The 17,280-nt window shown below is 61.9% G+C and carries 19 protein-coding genes; 3 read left to right on the forward strand and 16 right to left on the reverse strand.

Annotated elements, in window-relative coordinates:
* Positions 1–249, forward strand: a 249-nt coding sequence (locus LB566_RS25100) for a TOBE-like domain-containing protein (RefSeq protein ID WP_411910509.1), incomplete at its 5' end; no start/stop codon positions are given.
* Between the two features lie 224 nt (positions 250–473).
* On the opposite strand, the gene LB566_RS25105 is transcribed toward LB566_RS25100, so the two are convergent.
* The 10 genes from LB566_RS25105 to LB566_RS25150 form a co-directional block, all read right to left on the reverse strand.
* Positions 474–1,709 carry a UxaA family hydrolase gene (locus tag LB566_RS25105; protein WP_224628341.1) on the reverse strand — a complete coding sequence of 412 codons (1,236 nt, stop codon included), beginning with the start codon at positions 1,707–1,709 and terminating at the stop codon, positions 474–476.
* Complete coding sequence (locus LB566_RS25110; RefSeq protein WP_224628343.1) at positions 1,706–2,002, reverse strand: UxaA family hydrolase; 297 nt, start codon at positions 2,000–2,002, stop codon at positions 1,706–1,708. The genes LB566_RS25105 and LB566_RS25110 overlap by 4 nt, the downstream gene beginning before the upstream one ends.
* Before the next feature lie 7 nt (positions 2,003–2,009).
* Entirely contained in the window at positions 2,010–2,699 is a 690-nt protein-coding gene (locus LB566_RS25115) for an RraA family protein (protein ID WP_224628344.1), read from the reverse strand.
* A 26-nt stretch (positions 2,700–2,725) separates the two neighbouring features.
* A complete protein-coding gene (locus LB566_RS25120; protein WP_224628345.1) occupies positions 2,726–3,487 on the reverse strand; it encodes an SDR family NAD(P)-dependent oxidoreductase in 762 nt (253 codons plus the stop codon).
* Positions 3,484–4,515 carry a zinc-binding alcohol dehydrogenase family protein gene (locus LB566_RS25125; protein ID WP_224628346.1) on the reverse strand — a complete coding sequence of 344 codons (1,032 nt, stop codon included), beginning with the start codon at positions 4,513–4,515 and terminating at the stop codon, positions 3,484–3,486. Before LB566_RS25125 ends, LB566_RS25120 begins: the two co-directional genes overlap by 4 nt.
* A gap of 7 nt (positions 4,516–4,522) precedes the next feature.
* Positions 4,523–5,632 carry an enolase C-terminal domain-like protein gene (locus LB566_RS25130; RefSeq protein WP_140552363.1) on the reverse strand — a complete coding sequence of 370 codons (1,110 nt, stop codon included), beginning with the start codon at positions 5,630–5,632 and terminating at the stop codon, positions 4,523–4,525.
* Between the two features lie 70 nt (positions 5,633–5,702).
* On the reverse strand, positions 5,703–6,479 hold the full coding sequence (locus tag LB566_RS25135) for a transporter substrate-binding domain-containing protein (RefSeq protein WP_224628347.1): 777 nt from the start codon (positions 6,477–6,479) through the stop codon (positions 5,703–5,705).
* Between the two features lie 35 nt (positions 6,480–6,514).
* Positions 6,515–7,174 (reverse strand): amino acid ABC transporter permease, encoded by a 660-nt coding sequence (locus LB566_RS25140; RefSeq protein WP_210243380.1) that lies wholly within the window; start codon positions 7,172–7,174, stop codon positions 6,515–6,517.
* Positions 7,171–7,842: an amino acid ABC transporter permease gene (locus LB566_RS25145; RefSeq protein ID WP_140552366.1), complete on the reverse strand. Its 672-nt coding sequence runs from the start codon at positions 7,840–7,842 to the stop codon at positions 7,171–7,173. The genes LB566_RS25140 and LB566_RS25145 overlap by 4 nt, the downstream gene beginning before the upstream one ends.
* A 15-nt stretch (positions 7,843–7,857) precedes the next feature.
* Complete coding sequence (locus tag LB566_RS25150) at positions 7,858–8,541, reverse strand: GntR family transcriptional regulator (RefSeq protein WP_140552367.1); 684 nt, start codon at positions 8,539–8,541, stop codon at positions 7,858–7,860.
* A 120-nt stretch (positions 8,542–8,661) separates the two neighbouring features.
* On the opposite strand from LB566_RS25150, the gene LB566_RS25155 reads away from it, so the two are divergent.
* Together LB566_RS25155 and LB566_RS25160 are read left to right on the forward strand one after the other, a co-directional pair.
* Complete coding sequence (locus LB566_RS25155) at positions 8,662–9,408, forward strand: amino acid ABC transporter ATP-binding protein (RefSeq protein ID WP_140498412.1); 747 nt, start codon at positions 8,662–8,664, stop codon at positions 9,406–9,408.
* 28 nt (positions 9,409–9,436) lie between these two features.
* Entirely contained in the window at positions 9,437–10,555 is a 1,119-nt protein-coding gene (locus LB566_RS25160) for a mandelate racemase/muconate lactonizing enzyme family protein (protein WP_224628348.1), read from the forward strand.
* Between the two features lie 241 nt (positions 10,556–10,796).
* On the opposite strand, the gene LB566_RS25165 is transcribed toward LB566_RS25160, so the two are convergent.
* From LB566_RS25165 to LB566_RS25190, 6 genes are all read right to left on the reverse strand, one after another.
* Entirely contained in the window at positions 10,797–11,690 is an 894-nt protein-coding gene (locus tag LB566_RS25165; RefSeq protein ID WP_140498410.1) for a carbohydrate ABC transporter permease, read from the reverse strand.
* A 1-nt stretch (position 11,691) separates the two neighbouring features.
* Complete coding sequence (locus tag LB566_RS25170) at positions 11,692–12,591, reverse strand: carbohydrate ABC transporter permease (RefSeq protein ID WP_411908888.1); 900 nt, start codon at positions 12,589–12,591, stop codon at positions 11,692–11,694.
* Between the two features lie 143 nt (positions 12,592–12,734).
* Positions 12,735–14,060 carry an ABC transporter substrate-binding protein gene (locus LB566_RS25175; protein WP_224628349.1) on the reverse strand — a complete coding sequence of 442 codons (1,326 nt, stop codon included), beginning with the start codon at positions 14,058–14,060 and terminating at the stop codon, positions 12,735–12,737.
* A gap of 38 nt (positions 14,061–14,098) precedes the next feature.
* Complete coding sequence (locus LB566_RS25180; RefSeq protein WP_224628596.1) at positions 14,099–15,181, reverse strand: ABC transporter ATP-binding protein; 1,083 nt, start codon at positions 15,179–15,181, stop codon at positions 14,099–14,101.
* 227 nt (positions 15,182–15,408) lie between these two features.
* Positions 15,409–16,386 carry a branched-chain amino acid ABC transporter permease gene (locus LB566_RS25185; RefSeq protein WP_140552371.1) on the reverse strand — a complete coding sequence of 326 codons (978 nt, stop codon included), beginning with the start codon at positions 16,384–16,386 and terminating at the stop codon, positions 15,409–15,411.
* A 1-nt stretch (position 16,387) separates the two neighbouring features.
* Positions 16,388–17,275 (reverse strand): branched-chain amino acid ABC transporter permease, encoded by an 888-nt coding sequence (locus LB566_RS25190; RefSeq protein WP_140498405.1) that lies wholly within the window; start codon positions 17,273–17,275, stop codon positions 16,388–16,390.
* Positions 17,276–17,280 lie beyond the last annotated feature (5 nt).

Below are 17,280 nucleotides of genomic sequence, written 5' to 3' on the forward strand. Positions count from 1 at the left end.
GCCGGCACCCGCCGGGTGGAACTCGAGATCGGCGGCGAACGCCAGCGCGTCGAAATCGAGCTGCCCGTCGACCATCCGGGCGCACAGAGGAACCGGGTGGCATTCCGGCCACGGCGCTGGAAGCTCTTTTTCTCCGACCAGGCAGGCAGCTCATTCGCGCCCGCGGAACAGAACCCTCGCCAAAACGAGAAGACGCTTCCCCCAGATATCAGGAAGCGGCGTATGGCTGACGCAGGCCCGCTGATTTGAATTGTCCGCATGGGGTGAGGCTGTTGCGAGCCGCCAGCCCAATGCTGGTTTGCCGCGACCCTTTCGCATGAATCCGTTTCGGCGTGCCGCGCTTCAAACAAACGAGTGAGCTTGTCGCCGGATTGTTCGGCCCGCCATGCATTGCTCCTGCGCTGGTCAAGGATCGCGCAGCTTCAGCACAGACGCAAACAGCGCTCGCAGGCACACTGCAAACGCCGGCAGCTTCAGCCTCGGTGACCAGCTCTTGGCTGTGCGCCCGGCAGACATGCGGGCCCGATCGGTTCGAAAGTCTTGTAGGTCAGGATGAATTCGCGGTGCCCGAGTTGTTCGGATTTCGTCGCATGGCCATTGGCGACAGCAAGAACCAGATTGAAGATTTCGTCGCCGACATCCGACAAGGTTGCGGCCCCTTCGAGGATACGTCCGGCATCGACGTCCATGTCGCCCGACAGGCGACGGTATGTTTCGGGATTGGCGCAGATCTTTATGACCGGCGCGACCGCCGACCCCGACACCGAACCGCGGCCGGTGACGAACAGCGTGAGGTGACAACCGGAAGCGATGAGCTCCACGATCTCGGCATTGTCCGAGATGTTAGGGAAGCCAAAACGCACGTCCCCGTCCGGCACGACATCCATGAGGTAGAGCCCGCCGCTAGGAGGAATGTCGCCCGGCTTGATGAGGCCCGAAATCGGCGACGAGCCCGATTTGGCATAGGCACCCATCGATTTCTCCTCGATGGTGGATAGGCCGCCATCGGCATTGCCCGGAGCGAAACTGCCATAGCCTAACGTCGCGTAGTATTGCGCTGCCTTTGCCACGGAGGCGCGCAGCTCGACGCCGAGTTCAGGCGTCACGGCGCGGCTCGCCATGATCTCTTCGCAGCCGATCAGCTCGCCGGTCTCCTCGAAAATACAGGCCGCTCCCGCACGGACCAGCCGATCGAAGGCAAGGCCGGCGGCGGGGTTGCCGGTCATGCCGCTGGTGCCGTCCGACCCGCCACAGATCGTGCCGACGATGAGTTCACTCGCATCCATTGGCACTCTCGCGACCGCGCCCAGCTCTTGCAGGCGTTGCCCGACCCATTCGATGCCGTCGGAAATCGTCGACAACGTGCCGCCGTTTTCCTGGATCGTCAGCGTTGCCACGGGCCGCCCGCTTGCCTCGACGGTGCGGGCGAGCGAGAATTTGTTGAAGCTTTCGCATCCCAGTGACAGCAGCAATACCGCGGCGACATTGGGATGCGTACACAGACGCCCCATCATCCGCTGCGCATAGGGATTGGGAAAGCAGCCTGGAAAGCCGATCAGATGCACGTCCCTGCCGCGGAAATGGGAGACGATTTCGCGACCGACATGATGCGCGCACTCTACCAGATAGGCCACGACCACAATGTTGCGGATGCCCTTGCGACCGTCCGGCCTGAGATAGCCGAGGATGGTGGACTGTTCGCCGGTCATGATCCGGTCTCCGCTATTACGTGCGTTTTGGTGTAGTCGCTCTTCAGATTGTGAATATGGACGTGCTCGCCAGGTCCGATCGACTGCGTCGCCGAGCCGATCGGGACTCCGTATTTGACGACCTTCACTCCCGGGGCGATCGGCAGCCGCGCCAGCTTGTGGCCGAGCTCCACGGCCTTGACCAGAATGTGCGGCTCGCCGCCGACGATGATGGTTTCACCAGCTTCGATGCGCCGGCAGGCGACCAGCACATTGTCTTGGTCGCAGAGCAGGAGCAGACGAGGATCGTCCATCGCCGGCTCACATGACGCCGAAGGTACGGAAGGCTTCGCAGGCGCTCATGCCCCCGCGGATCGCGGTTGCGACCTTATTCTCGGTGCTGACCTTCTCGAGCGCGCGCTCGATCGCTTCCTTTTCCGCCTCGCGCGGGATCACAAGCACGCCCTCGCGGTCGCCGAAGATCAGGTCGCCGGGCGTTACCAGGATGCCTTCGATCTCGATTGGGCAGCCATAGTCGATCACCTTGCCTCGCGGGCCCTGGTCCTGGGCATAGATGCCGCGCGAGAAGACCGAAAAGCCTAGCTTCTCGATCTCCCAGGAATCGCGGACATAGCCGTTGAGGACGGCGCCGGCAGCCTTCAGCTTCTGGGCACGGGTGGACATCAGCCCGCCCCACAGCGCGTAGCGGAAGGAGGAGCCGCTGGCGATATAGACATCGTTCTCCGTCAGGCTGTCCAGCGCTTCCATCATGAGGCCGAACGGTTTGTTCGCGAGCGGACCGTGCGCATCCGGCGAACCGTCGGAAAACACGTCCGCCTCCAGCACCGGCATCGCGCGGCCGATGACTTTCATCTCCGGCTGCAACGGCGCGATACCCGCCGGCAGGAACTGCCGGCGGTGGCCCATTACATCAAGCACGTCACCGACGACGGCCGTGAAGAGTTCCTTGCGGATGACTTCGAAGATCGCCTTGTCAGTATCGGTCGTCATCTGTTTCTCCCTCGAAAAGTATGGTGTCAGAAGCCGTGCAGCGCGCCGCCATCGACCACCAGTATATGGCCGGTCACATAGGCCGAGGCGCGTGAGGCGAGATATGTCATGGCCCAGCCGATGTCGGCGCCCTCGCCGAAACGACCCATGGGAATGCGGCTGTTGATCTTGCGCGCCCTTTCCGGATCGGCTGCGGTGGCCTGGCGTAGAAGCGCGGTGTCGATCCAGCCTGGTGCCACACCGTTGACGCGCACCCCGCTAGGCGCAAGTTCGGTCGCCAGCGCCCTCACCATGCCGACATAGGCGGCTTTCGCGGCCGAATAGCCGATGACGTTGGGAATGCCGAGGAAGGAGCTCATCGAGGCGGTGAAAAGAATGCTGCCCTTTGCTTCCGTCACCTGCGGCAGGAAGGCGCGCGAGAGGGCGAAGGCGCCGCCGACATGGACGTTCAGCACCGAATTGAAGTTCTCGACGCTCATCTCGCCGAGCGGCTTCTTGACCGTGTTGCCGGCATTGTTGACGAGGATCGAGACGCGTCCGAATTTTTTTGCCACGTCGCTGGCGAAACCCGTGGCACCGGCAGTGTCGGTCACGTCGAAGACATGGCTCGTGGCGGAAGGCCCCAGCGTCTCGCAGGCGGAAGCGAGCTTCGCGGCGTTGGTGCTGACGATCGTCACCCTGGCGCCGGCTTCGACGAAACAGGTGGCGATCGCAAGGCCGAGGCCGCTTCCGCCGCCGGTCACCAGCGCATGCTGCCCCTCCAGCCCGAAGACATCCTTGATGCTCATGCGTCTTCCTTCGCTTCGATCCGGATCACGATCTTGGTGAAGCCTCCGGGGTTCTTGTCCCAGGCTTGCATGGCCGCACCGGCTTCCTCGATTGGCACGACGCGTGAGACGATGCGGTCGCCGGCGTCCCGATGTTGCTTCAGATAGCCGATGACGTCGTGGAAATCGGCGATCTCGGAGCCGCGTGACCCGCGGATATCCATCTCCTTGAGCAGGAAGAACTTGGTGTCATAGGCGATCTTGTTCTTGGCGTAGCCGACATAGACGACGCGGCCGCAGGACGCCACGAGATCGATCGCCTGCCGAAAGGTCGCATCCGCGCCGACCGCCTCGATGACGACCTGCGGACCGTCCCCATTGGTCAGTTCCAGGACATGCGCCAGGACATCTTCGCGCGACGCATCGATGATGTCAGCGGCGCCGAGCGCCTTGGCAATGGCGAGTTTGTCGGAGCTAAGGTCCACTGCGATCACGCGTGAGCCCCGCCTGACAGCGCCGAGCAAGGCGCCGAGCCCGATGACGCCGCAGCCCAGTATAACGACGGTTTCTCCAGCCGAAAGCTCGGAGCGGCGGACGGCATGGAATCCGACGGCAAGCGGCTCGATCAGCGCGAGGTCCCGCTGGCGCATGCCCTCGACCGGAATGACCTTGCCCGCGGGAACGACGATGATCGAGGCCATCGCACCCTCGCGCTGGACGCCCATCGTCCGGTTGTCCTTGCAGGCGTTCGGCCTGCCAAGGCGGCAGGCATGGCACTTGCCGCAATTGAAATAGGGAAGAATGGTCACGGACTGGCCGACCGCAAGCGCGCTGACGCCGTCGCCGAGCGCCGAGATGGTGCCGGAGATTTCATGGCCCAGGACGCGCGGGTAGGAGATTAGCGGATTGAGGCCGCGAAACGACGTCAGGTCGGAACCGCAATACCCGACATACTCCATCCGCACCGCGACTTCGCCCGGGCCGGGTTTTGGTTCGGGCAATTCGACCAGCGAGATCTTGCCGGGTTCCTCGAGGCAAACAGCTTTCATATGGCGCTCAGACCTCACAGATCGTGCTGTTGTCGATGGCGTCCCAGTCGATCTCGATGCCGAGGCCGGGGGCTGACGGCGGCGTTGCGTAGCCGTCCTTGATCGGCAGCGGCTGTTTGAGGCCGAAGGCGAAGTTCTCCATCGGATAGAGCACTTCGAAGAAGTCGCAGTTCTTGATCGCCGCGGCGCAATGCAGGTTGACGATCTCCATCGGGTGAAAGATGGCGGTATGGATCTCGCAATTGACGCCGAAGGCTTCAGCGAGGCGGGCCGTCTTCATGACGCCCGTGACGCCGCCCGTCCAGGAAACGTCTGCCCGAACGCGATCGACGACACGCGTCGAGATGCATTCGGCGATGCTGTAAGGGTGCTTTGCAAGGACTTCCGTCCCGACGAGCGGGATTTCGAGGGTGCGGGCGAGCTCCCGCAGCGAATGAACGTCCTCGTCGTATAAAGGCTCTTCCAGCCAGTAGAAGTCGAGCCGTTCCAGTTCGCGGCCGAAGCGGATCGACTGCTCGAGATTGAACATCGAGACCGGGTCCGACATCAGCGTGAAATCCGGCCCGACGGCGGCGCGGACCTGGCGGTGGACGTCGATGTCGTAGTCGAGGTCGAGTCCCGGTGTATGGAGCTTGTAGGCCCGCAACCCTTCGGCCTTGGCGCGCAGCGCCTCGTTCACATAGTCCTGCGGCCCCGACAGGATCATCGAGCTGCCATAGACCGGCACGCTTTCGCGGAAGGCGCCAAGATATTTATAGAGAGGCTGCCCGGCGGCGGTGGCCGACAGCAGCCAGAGGCAGGTGTCGAACGGCCCGTAGGCATAGATCGGCAAATGGCCCCACCAGCGGTCGGCGACCCGGAAATCGTGCCATGCCTTTTCCCGGTCGAGCGGGTCGCGGCCGATGAAGAACGGACGCAGCGTGTCGGCGATCAGCCTGCCGGCGCCCGCCGCCGAACGACCGGCGAACCCGAAGGCGGTTGCCTCGAGCCCGGTGTCCGTCGTCATGGTGACGGTGAGAAATTCGAACTTCGCGAAATCCCCGGTTCGAAACGCGCTGGCGGCAAAATCGCCTGGTTTGCGCTGGCAGCAGCGCACCTTCACATCCGTGATTTTCATGGAAAAACCTTCGATAAACCGATCGCAGCGGCGTGTGTGGATCCGGGGGAGCCCCGGATCCAGGTCATTCTCAGAAGCGGGGCAGGTCGACTTCGACACCCATCCATTTTTTCTGCAGGGCCTGCAGCTCACCTGTCGACTGGAGCATGAAGAGTTCGGTATTAAGCCAGTGCAGGAAGTCCGGGTCGTTGCGGCGCAGGCCTATGCCCATCGGCGCCTGCGCCACGACGAACTGCTTCTTGAGGTTCGGGTCGTGCTCCTCGACGGCGCGGGCAAGCGCTCCGCTGGTCACGATGCCTTCGACCTGGCCTGCGAACAGCGCCTGGGATGTCGACGCGTCATCGTCATAGCGCTGGATCTGTGCGCCTTCGACGGCCTTTTTGGTCATCACGATGTCGTTCGTGCTGGCCCGCGTCACGCCGATCTTCCTGCCGGCCAGATCCTCGATCTTGGTGATCGGCTGGTCGGCGGGGCCGACATAGACCTGCTGGTCGACATAGTAGGTGTTGGTGAACGCGATGGCCTTGGCGCGCTCGGCGGTGATCGAGAACGAATAGATCACGATGTCGAGCTTGCCCGAAGTCAGGTTCGGGATGCGGTTGGCTGCCGTCGTGTCGACGATGTTGACCTTGACGCCGAGATCGCGGGCGATTGCCTTTGCCACGGACACGTCATAGCCGTCGGGCTGCATGCTGCTGTCCATCAGGCCATAAGGCGGCGTTCCAAGGCCGACGCCGACATTGATCGTGCCGCGCTGCACGATGGCGTCCAGCGTGCTCTCGGCCTTTGCGGGCAACATCATCGCCAGCATGGCGGCGAGCCCGACAGCAAGTCTCTTCAGTAGCATGATACTTTCCTCCCTGGTGTGATGAACCGGAATATTCAGTTGGCTGCCTGGTGCAGGCGGCGCTCCAGGCGGCGGCTGGCATGGGACAGTATGGAGCAGATGCAGAAGTAGATGGCCGCGACCGTCAGATAGACGGGCAGCGGCTGGAACGTGGCGCTGGAGACGATCTGTCCTGCTCTCGTCAGTTCGATGAAGCCGACGACCGAAGCAAGCGCGGTGTTCTTGACGACCTGAACGGAGAAGCCGACCGTCGGAGGAATGGCGACGCGAAGCGCCTGCGGGATGATGACGTCGGTCATCGTGTGCCGCCAGCCAAGCGCCAGCACGAACGACGCTTCCCATTGCCCCTTGCTGATCGACTGGATCGACCCGCGCCAGATCTCGCCGAGGAACGCGCTGCTGTAGAGCGTAAATCCAAGGCCGGCCGCGTAGATCGCCGGAAGGTCATAGCCGAGATTGGCGACGCCGAAATAGGCGATGAAGAGAATGACGAGCAGGGGCGTTCCCTGGATGACATAGATATAGGCCTGCGCGATCCAACGCAGCCAGGCGAAACGGGAGAGGCGAATGAGGGCGATAATCGATCCGCCGATGGCGCCGCCTGCAAGCGCAATTCCCGAGAGGACGACCGTCCACGTCGCACATTGCAGCAGAAACCCGACATGATGGAGATTGAATGTCTGGAACATCGTCATCGCCCTGCAAAGCGGAAGGAGAAGAGGGCACGGTCAATCAGCGCGAAGACGCCTTTGAATGCAGCCGTCAGGACAAGGTAGATAGCCGCGACCACGAGATAGGCTTCCAGGCTTCGGAAGGTCAGGCCCTGCACATCATTGGCGACGCCGGTCAGTTCCGGGACGGAGATGACGGAAACGACGCTGGAGGCCAGCATGATCAGGATGAACTGACTGGTCAGTGCCGGGAAGATCGCTGAAATCGCCGGCAGCAGAACGACATAGCGGAAGGTGAGATACGGTGACATGCCAAGCGTGTGCGCCGCCTCACGCTGTCCCTTGCCGATCGTCTGGATGCCGGCACGGACGATCTCGGTGATATAGGCGCCCGCGTAGAGCGTCAGGGAGAGGATGGCCGCCGTCACTTCGGAGATGCGGATGCCGACCGAGGGCAGGCCGAAATAGATGATGTAGATCTGCACCAGAAACGGCGTGTTGCGGATGATTTCCACATAGGCGGCCGCCATTGAGGAGAGGACTTTCGAACTCGAAAGTCTCATCAGGGCGCCGACGATGCCGACGCACATGCCCAGAACCAGCGCGGCGGCCGACAGGCCGACGGTCAGCATGGCGGCGTGCACGAACAGGTCGCCGCGCGCGAATGTCCCGGAAAAATCTAGATACTCCACACTCGTCCCCGGTCTTTAAACAAGGTTCGGTTCGATCGCTCGCGCAAGGACTTTCACCTGGCGCAAGGTGTTCTGCCGGCTTCTCTCGAGATGTCGCTGAAGCGCCGCGAGGATCTGGCTCTTCTTGCCGGCGACGATCGCATCGAGAATATCCTGGTGCTCCTCGACCGAGCGGCTGTAGTCGCCTGGAATCGAGACGAAGACCGTATGCGTCTGGCCGACGATGCGGGAATGAGCCTCGGAGATCATCGGTATTCCCGCCGCGCCGACGAGCGAACTGTGGAAGGCGCGGTCATGGGAGAGCGCCTTGGCCAGGTCGTCGAGCGACGACCCCTTGGCAAAGCGCCTGTGGTTTTCCAGGCTGTCATGGAGCTTCACCCGCAGAGCCTCATCGAGTCGCCCTGCGTCGAAGGCTGCTTCCACGGCCCCTTTCTCGAGCAGTGTCCTGGCCGCGTATAATTCCTCGACGGCCTCCTCGTTGAAGCTGCGGACCACCATGCCGCGCCGCGAGGAATTGACGAGAAGCCCGTCCGCCTCCAGCCGCAGGCAGGCTTCCTTGACAGGCGTGGGACTGATGCCCAGTTCCGCCGCCAATTCGTTTGGCAACAGGCGCTGCCCGCCTGCCAGCCTGCCGCCGACAATCCGCGACCGCAGCTCCTGATAGGCCTGCTCGGCCAATGTTGTCTTGATCATGCTCATGGCCCAAGCATCGATCAGGTTCCGGTTCGGCGCAACAGAAAAATTAAAAATAGAAAATTTTTTATTTTCGAATTGCGATCTTTCGGGTTACAAGCCAGACCTCGCAATAAGGAGGAGTTCATGGACGCCAACGGCAGCGCCTTTGTGAAACTGCGCGATGCGGTGAAAATGTTCGGCGGGTTTCAGGCGCTCGATCACGTCAGCCTTGAGGTGGCGAAGGGCGAAAAGATTGTCGTCTGCGGGCCGTCGGGCTCAGGCAAGTCGACCTTGATCCGCTGCATCAACGGCTTGGAAGACCTGCAGCAAGGCTCGGTGGAAATCGACGGCAAACCGCTGGTCGAGAAGTCCCATGGACGTATGGTTCCGCGCCGGGACATCGGCATGGTGTTCCAGCAGTTCAACCTCTTCCCGCATCTCAAGGTGATCGAGAACTGTACGCTGGCGCCGGTCCGCGTGCTCGGAAAATCCCGCAAGGACGCTTCGGAGAGAGCGCTGGAGATGTTGCACAAGGTACGGATCGCAGATCAGGCGGACAAGTATCCGTCCCAGCTTTCCGGCGGCCAGCAGCAGCGCGTCGCGATCGCTCGCGCGCTCTGCATGCAGCCCAAGATCATGCTCTTCGATGAACCGACCTCGGCTCTCGATCCGGAAATGGTCAAGGAAGTGCTCGACACCATGGTCTCGCTGGCATCCGAAGGCATGACGATGATCTGCGTGACGCACGAAATGGGCTTCGCCAGCCAGGTGGCCGACCGGGTCGTGTTCATGGACAAGGGTCGGATACTCGAGGAGGCCACGCCGAAGGAGTTCTTCGCAGCCCCGAAGCATCAGCGTGCACGCGAATTCCTCTCACAGCTCCTTCATTGACAAAATTCATATCCGTCAGGGATCATAGATGAAAATCGCCTCCGTCCGCCCGTTTATTCTTCATCTTCCACTCACCTCCGACTCCATTTCGGACTCGACCCACAGCATTACCCATTGGGGTGTCGTGGGTACGAAGATCGTCACCACGGATGGGCTGGAAGGTTATGGCTTCACCGGCACGCATGCCCATCTGGCCTCCGACCGGCTGATAGCGTCCTGCATCGGTGAGTGTTACGCGCCGCTTCTGTTGGGCGAGGACGCCTCGGACCATCAGCGTCTATGGACCAGGCTTGCGCGCCATCCTTCGCTTCAATGGGTCGGTCGGGCCGGCATCACGCATCTGGCGCTGGCCGCAATCGATATCGCGTTGTGGGATCTGAAGGCGAAACGGGCGGGCCTGCCGCTGTGGAGTTATCTCGGTGGCGCGCGCACCGATGCCCTGGAGGCTTACAATACCGATATCGGCTGGATTTCGTTCGATCTGGACACGTTGCTGCGCGGTTCCGCGAAAGCCGTCGAGGAGGATGGATTCACGCGCATCAAGATCAAGGTCGGCCATGACGACCCAAATGTCGACGTCGAGCGCCTGGCGGCTGTGCGCAAACGTGTCGGATCAAGGATCCGGATCGCGATCGACGGCAACGGCAAGTGGGATCTTCCGACCTGCCAGCGATTCTGCGCGCTGGCGCGCGACCTCGACATCTACTGGTTCGAGGAGCCGCTCTGGTATGACGACGTCGCCAGTCACGCCACGCTCGCGCGCAATACATCGATCCCGATCGCGCTCGGCGAGCAGCTCTACACGATCGACGCGTTCCGCTCCTTTGTCGATGCAGGAGCCGTCGCCTACGTCCAGCCGGACGTCACGCGGCTCGGAGGAATAACCGAATACATCCAGGTCGCGGACCTGGCACTGGCGCATCGGCTTCCCGTCGTTCCGCATGCAGGCGAGATGAGCCAGGTGCATGTGCATCTGAGCTACTGGCACCCTACATCCACGATCCTCGAATACATCCCTTGGATCAAGGATCACTTCGAGGAGCCGATCCGCGTCGAAGGCGGCATCTACAAACGGCCCGAACGGGCCGGTGCGAGCACGACCGTCCTGGCCGAAAGCTTTGCCCGCTACGGCAAAAGCCTGGGCTAGAGCAATTCCAGGAAAAGTGTGGACGGTTTTCCGTCCGGAATTGCGTCAAAACAAAGAGGTAGAGCAGTTCGCCGTTTCCGTGAAAGGGTGAACTGCGCTAGAGCAATTCCAGGAAAAGTGTGGACGGTTTTCCGTCTGGAATTGCGTCAAAACAAAGAGGTAGGGCAGTTCGCCGTTTCGGTGAAACGGTGAACTGCGCTAGGACAATTCCAGGAAAAGCGCCCGCGGCATCGGGACGGCGCTATTCCTTCACCGCGCCGGTCATCGAGGAGACGTAGTGCTCGACGAAGAACGAATAAAGCACGACGACCGGCAGGGATCCGATCAGCGCGCCCGCCATCAGGGCACCCCACTCATAGACGTCGGAGCGGACGAGTTCGGTGAGCACCCCGACCGGCACGGTCTTGTTTTCGGACGACTGAATGAACGTCAAGGCATAGATGAATTCGTTCCATGACAGGGTGAATGCGAATATGCCCGCCGAGATCAGGCCAGGCACCGACAGGGGCAGCACGATCTTGCTCAGGATCTGCCAGCGGCTTGCCCCGTCTATGAGCGCGCATTCTTCCAGTTCGAAGGGGATGGAGCGGAAGTAACCCATCAGCAGCCAGGTGCAGAAGGGGATCAGGAAGGTCGGGTAGGTGAGGATGAGCGCGAAGGGTGTGTCGTAAAGCCCGAGGTTGAACACCATCACCGATAAGGGGATGAACAATATCGAGGGCGGCACGAGATAGGCGAGGAACACCGCGAGGCCGACCTGCCGTGCCCCGGAGAACCGCAGCCGCTCGATCGCATAGGCCGCGAAAACCGACGCCACCAGCGACAGGAAAGTGGCGGCGGTCGAGATGATGATCGTGTTGAGTAGCCAGCCCGGATAGGACGTCTCGAAGAGAAGATAGCGGATGTGCTCCAACGTCGGATGCACGACCCAAAGCGGGTTGAAATTGGCATAGTCGGTCATTTCGACATTGGGCTTAACCGCTGTGATCGTCATCCAGTAGAACGGGAACAAGAGCACGATGACGAATACGAGCAGGGGGAGATAGACCGTCACCACACGACGCGGCACGCTCTGCAAATAGCCCATGCCGCCTTCGTCGAGCTGCGGCTGTTTTGTCTTCCTGGTCGCAGCCATGTCAGTCTCCGCCCCCCTGCTGCCATTTGCGGCGCTGCAAGCCGAAATAACTGAACAGGATCGCGGCAAGGAGGAATGGGATCATGGCGACCGCGATCGCGGCGCCCTCGCCGAGCTGGCCGCCCGAAATGCCGCGCTGGAACGACAGCGTCGCCATCAGATGGGTGGCATTTACCGGTCCGCCGCGGGTCAGCACATAGATCAGCTGGAAATCCGTGAACGTGAACAGCACCGAGAACGTCATGGTGATGGCGATGATGGGGGTGAGCAGCGGCAGCGTCACATGGCGAAACAATTGCCAGCGGTTGGCGCCATCGAGCGTGGCGGCCTCGTAAAGCGACTGGGGGATCGTCTGCAAGCCGGCAAGCAGCGTGATGGCCACGAAAGGGATGCCGCGCCAGACATTGGCCGCGATCACCGAAGCGCGTGCGTTCTGCGGATCGCCGAGGAAATTGATGCGGTGGTCGATCAGGCCCATCTGCTGGAGCGCCCAGGACAGGATCGAGAACTGCGAATCGTAAATCCACCAGAAGGCGATTGCCGAGAGCACCGTCGGCACCACCCACGGCAGCAGGACAATCGCGCGGAAGAACGATTTGAAGGGAAGGTTCTGGTTGAGGATGAGCGCCAGCCAGAGGCCGAGCGCGAATTTCAGGATCGAGGCGCTGACGGTGTAGAGCAGGGTATTGAAGACGGCGAGCCAGAAGACGGCGTCGCTCCACAGATATTCATAGTTCTCGATGCCGATGAAGATGCCGGGACGGCCGATGCGGGCATCGGTGAAGCCGAGCCAGACGCCAAGCCCGAGCGGATAGGTCAGGAAGACAAGCAGCAATGCCGCCGCCGGCAGCATGAAGCCGAAGCCAAGTGCGTTCCTGCTCTCGGCCAGGCGCGACAGCATCGAGGAACGCGGCTGAGCGGCGACGGACGGCACGGCCATGGGCGGGCTCCCTGCAAGGTCTCGTTGATCGGCCTGGCGGCCGCCCCGCGCTTCCGGAGGGTCCGATAGCGCGGGGCAGAGCCGCCAGGCTCAGCTGGCATGGATCAAACGCGGTAATACCGGTTTGCGCGCTTCTCCGCCTCTTCCATTGCCTCCTGGGGCGTGGCCTGTCCCGTGACAGCCTTGGCGAACATGTCGACCAGGACATAGTCGGCCATGGTCGCCGCGGAGGCATAGCCGAGCGGCCCGGCATAGCCGTTGGGCCGCAGTGTCGCCGAAGCCTTGGCATAAGCGGCATTGTTCGGATCGGCTGTCCACACCGGATTGTTGTCGAACGCCTTGAGCGTCTGGCAGCAGTAACCCGCCGAGGAGGTGATCCAGTCCGGCATTTGCGGGTCCTCGAACATGAATTGCAGATAGGCTTTGGCCGCGTTGGGGTAGGGCGTGTAGTCGAAGATGACGGCCGTGGTCACCTGGAACAGTTCGACGGATTTGCCAACAGGGCCGATCGGCAGGTTGGTGGTGCGTATGTCCTTGGCCATTTCCGCCAGCTTCGGATCATTGTCCTTGTTGATCTTGGCCGTGTTGTAGGCGGAAATGCCATTGGCGATCACACTGAGTTCGCCAGCTAGGAAGGCGCGATTGTTGTTGACGTCGAGCCAGCTTTCGGTGCCTGGAATAAAAGTCTTGTAGAGTTCCTGCGCGTATTCGATCGCCTTGAGGGTCTCGGGGCTGTTGATCGTCACCTTGCCGCTCTCGTCGACCATCTGGCCGCCATGGCTCCACAGCAGCCAGTGCGCATAGTTGTTGCCGTCGCCGACACCATGGCCATGCGTGAAGCCGGCCGGATGCCCCTTCGCCTGCAGGGCCTTGCAAAGTTCGAGGAAGCCTTTCGTGTCCTTGGGGAACTCCGAAAAGCCGGCCTCTTTTACCCAGCTTTCCCGATAGACGATGGCATTTCCGATGGTGGCCAGCGGCAGGCCGATGAATTTACCTTCCCGCGTTGCATATTGCTTTGGTCCGTCGTGCCAGCCGCCGTATTTCGACCCCAGATACTCGCCCAGTTCCGTCACGTCATGCAGCTTGTCGGGATACTGATGCGGGTCGTCGAACCAGACGAACATCAGATCCGGACCTGAACCGACATTGGCGGCGACCGCTGCCTTGGGGCGAATGTCTTCCCAGCTTTCCTTGTCGACACGCACCTCCACGCCCGTCGCTTCGGTGAACCGCTTGGTATTTTTCAGCCACTGGTCCTCGTCGCCCTGCACGAAAGGCGACCAGCGCAGAAGCCTGAGCTTCGCACCGTCCTCCGGCTTGTACTTCAGGCTTTCCTGGGCGAATGCCGGGGAGCCGGCGAAGCGGCTTCCCAAAACGCCAGCAGCAGCGCCGGCCGTCGTGCGGATCACATCACGTCTGGTGAATTTCATGCTCGTTCCTCCTGTTTGTTTCTCTTGCCCTTTGGTCTCTACAGCTTGCTGCGCGTTTGAAGCCGCTGCCCGGTTTCGCCGTGGAAGAGATGAATGAGCCCGGGTTCGGCGGTGAGTCGGATGGTTTCGCCCGGCGTGAAGGAATGACGTTCCCGGAAGTTGGCCACGATCTCTTCACCGCCGGCTGTCCGGCCGATGAGCTGTACCTCCGACCCGGTCGGTTCGATGACCGCGACGGTGACCGCAATGCCCTGATCGGACAGCCGCAAATGCTCGGGCCGTATACCCAGCACCACCGGCTCGCCGCCTTTGACGGACGATGCTGCGTCCAACGGCACGGAAATTCCGCCGGCGCCCCGAAAGGACGGCGACCCGTCCGTCGCGATTTCGCCCCGCAGCAAGTTCATGGCGGGCGAGCCGATGAAACTGGCGACGAAGAGATTGTCCGGCCTGTCATAGAGTTCCAGCGGCGGCCCGATCTGCTCGACGATGCCGTCATGCATGACCACGATCTTGTCTGCCATGGTCATGGCTTCGATCTGGTCGTGGGTAACGTAGACCGTCGTGGTTTTCAGGCGCTGGTGCAGTTCCTTGATCTCGGCGCGCATCTGCACTCTGAGCTTGGCGTCAAGATTGGACAGCGGCTCGTCGAACAGGAAAACCGCCGGATCGCGCACGATCGCCCGCCCCATGGCAACCCGCTGGCGCTGTCCGCCGGAAAGCTGGCGGGGATAGCGCGCCAGCAGCGGCACGAGCCCCAGAATCTCCGCAGCGCGCTGAACGCCGGCGCCGCTCTCAGCCTTCGAAACGCCCTTGAGCATGAGCGAGAACGCCATGTTCTCGGCGACGGTCATATGCGGGTACAGCGCATAGTTCTGGAAGACCATGGCGACGTCGCGTTCCTTCGGCGCAACGTTGTTGACGACACGCTCGCCAATCGCGATATGGCCCCGCGAAATCTTTTCCAGGCCGGCGATCATCCTGAGCAGGGTTGATTTCCCGCAACCCGACGGCCCGACCAGCGTGACGAATTCGCCGTCGTCGATGTTCACGCTGACGCCGTGCAGAACCTCGGTGGTCCCGAATGATTTGTAAACCTCGCTAATCGCGACAGACGCCATCGATCCTCCTCCCGAACGATTCCCGCGACGTCTTCGAAGGAACCGCTGACCTCTCCCGGCGACGGCCTCCAACCTCCATGTGGTCACGCGACACGGCGACGGTAGCGCTACCAAACCTGCCTGTAAAGCAGGCGCTTCGATAAACATCCAGGCTGCATTCCCGGTTGCTCACTGGACTGCCCACCACATGGCTGGAGACAGCAGGGAGATCGGCCACGGGATGAAGATCAACCACTTGCACCGTCCGCCGGCCTGGGCAGCCGCGCATGGAATTCGCCGACGATGCCGCGCCGGAAGACAAGCACGCAGACCATGAATATCAGGCCGGTGGCGATGGTCACCGGAAAGCCTGAGGTGGCGAGTGTGTTTTCAAGGCCGACGACGAAGCCGGCGCCGACGACCGGCCCGACCATGGTACCGATGCCGCCAAGCAGCGACATCAGGATCACCTCGCCCGACATCTGCCATGTCACGTCGGTGAGCGTCGCGAACTGGAAAACGATTGCCTTGACCGCGCCGGCAAGCCCGGCTAGCGCGGCCGACATGACGAAAGCGGCGAGTTTATACCGGGCGACGGAATAGCCGAGCGAGATGGCGCGGTTCTCGTTCTCGCGGATCGAGCGCAGGATCATGCCGAAGGGCGAGTTGACGATCCGCCAAATCGCGAAGACGCCGATCAGGAAGATGGCCAGCACGACATAGTACATGTTGACCGTGGCGTTCAAATCGATGATGCCGAAGAGGTTGCCGCGCGGAACGCCCTGGATGCCATCCTCGCCTTGCGTGAACGGTGCCTGCACGCAGAAGAAGAAGAACATCTGCGCCAGCGCCAGCGTGATCATGGCGAAATAGATGCCTTGCCGGCGGATGGCAAAGAAGCCCATGACCAGACCGAGCAGCGCCGCGCCGGCCGTACCCAGCAGAATGCCTGCCTCCGGCGGCCAGCCCCATACCTTGACGGCATGCGCGCAGAAATAGGCTGCGCCGCCGAAGAAGGTCGCGTGGCCGAAGGACAGCAGGCCGGTGTAGCCGAGCAACAGGTTGAAGGCGCAGGCAAACAGCGCAAAGCACAGCATCTTCATGAGGAAGAACGGGTAGACGAAGAACGGCGCGGCGATGAGCGCCAATACCGCCAGCGCCACCAGGGCCCGTTCCAGCCGCACGGAGGCCGCGGCGCGCTTTTCGAGAACCGTCAACTCGCTCATCTCAGGCGTCCCTTCCGAACAGGCCGGCCGGCCGCAGCAGAAGCACGATCGCCATGATGACGAAGACGACAAGGTTCGACGCCTCGGGATAGAACACCTTGGTCAGGCCCTCGGCGAGGCCGAGCATGTAGCCGGTGACGATGGCGCCCAGGATCGAGCCCATGCCGCCGACCACGACGACGGCGAAGACGACGATGATCAGATCCGATCCCATCAGCGGACTGACCTGGTAGACGGGAGCAGCCAGGATTCCGGCAAGCCCGGCAAGTGCGGCGCCCAGTCCGTAGGTGAGTGTCAAAAGCAGTGGCACGTTGACGCCGAAAGCCTGGACCAGTTCTGGATTTTCGGTCGCGGCGCGCAGATAGGAACCAAGCCTGGTCTTCTCGATCAAAAGCCATGTGCCCAGGCAGACGAGAAGCGATGCCAGCACCACCCAGCCGCGATAGTTGGGCAGGAACATGAAGCCGAGATTGGTGCCGCCCGCAAGCAGCGCCGGCACGGCATAGGGATTTCCCGAGACGCCGTAATAATAGCGGAAGACGCCCTCGATGACCAAGGCCAGGCCGAAGGTGAAGAGCAGGCCGTAGAGAGGGTCGAGTTGGTAGAGCCGCGAGAGCGCTGCACGCTCGACCACAATGCCGAACAGCCCGACGGCGAGTGGCACCAGGATCAGCGCCGGCCAATAGCCGATGCCGAGATGGACAAGCAGCAGATAGCCGATGAAGGCGCCCAGCATGTAGAGCGCGCCGTGGGCAAAATTGATGATGCGCAGGAGGCCGAAGATGACGGCGAGGCCAAGGCTCAGCATCGCGTAGAAGGAACCGTTGATCAGCCCGACCAGCAACTGCCCCAGAAAGGCCTGGATGGGGATGCCGAAGATCATCGTCATGGCGC

The organism is Mesorhizobium sp. CA13, assembly GCF_020165235.1.
Classification (GTDB): Bacteria; Pseudomonadota; Alphaproteobacteria; order Rhizobiales; family Rhizobiaceae; genus Mesorhizobium.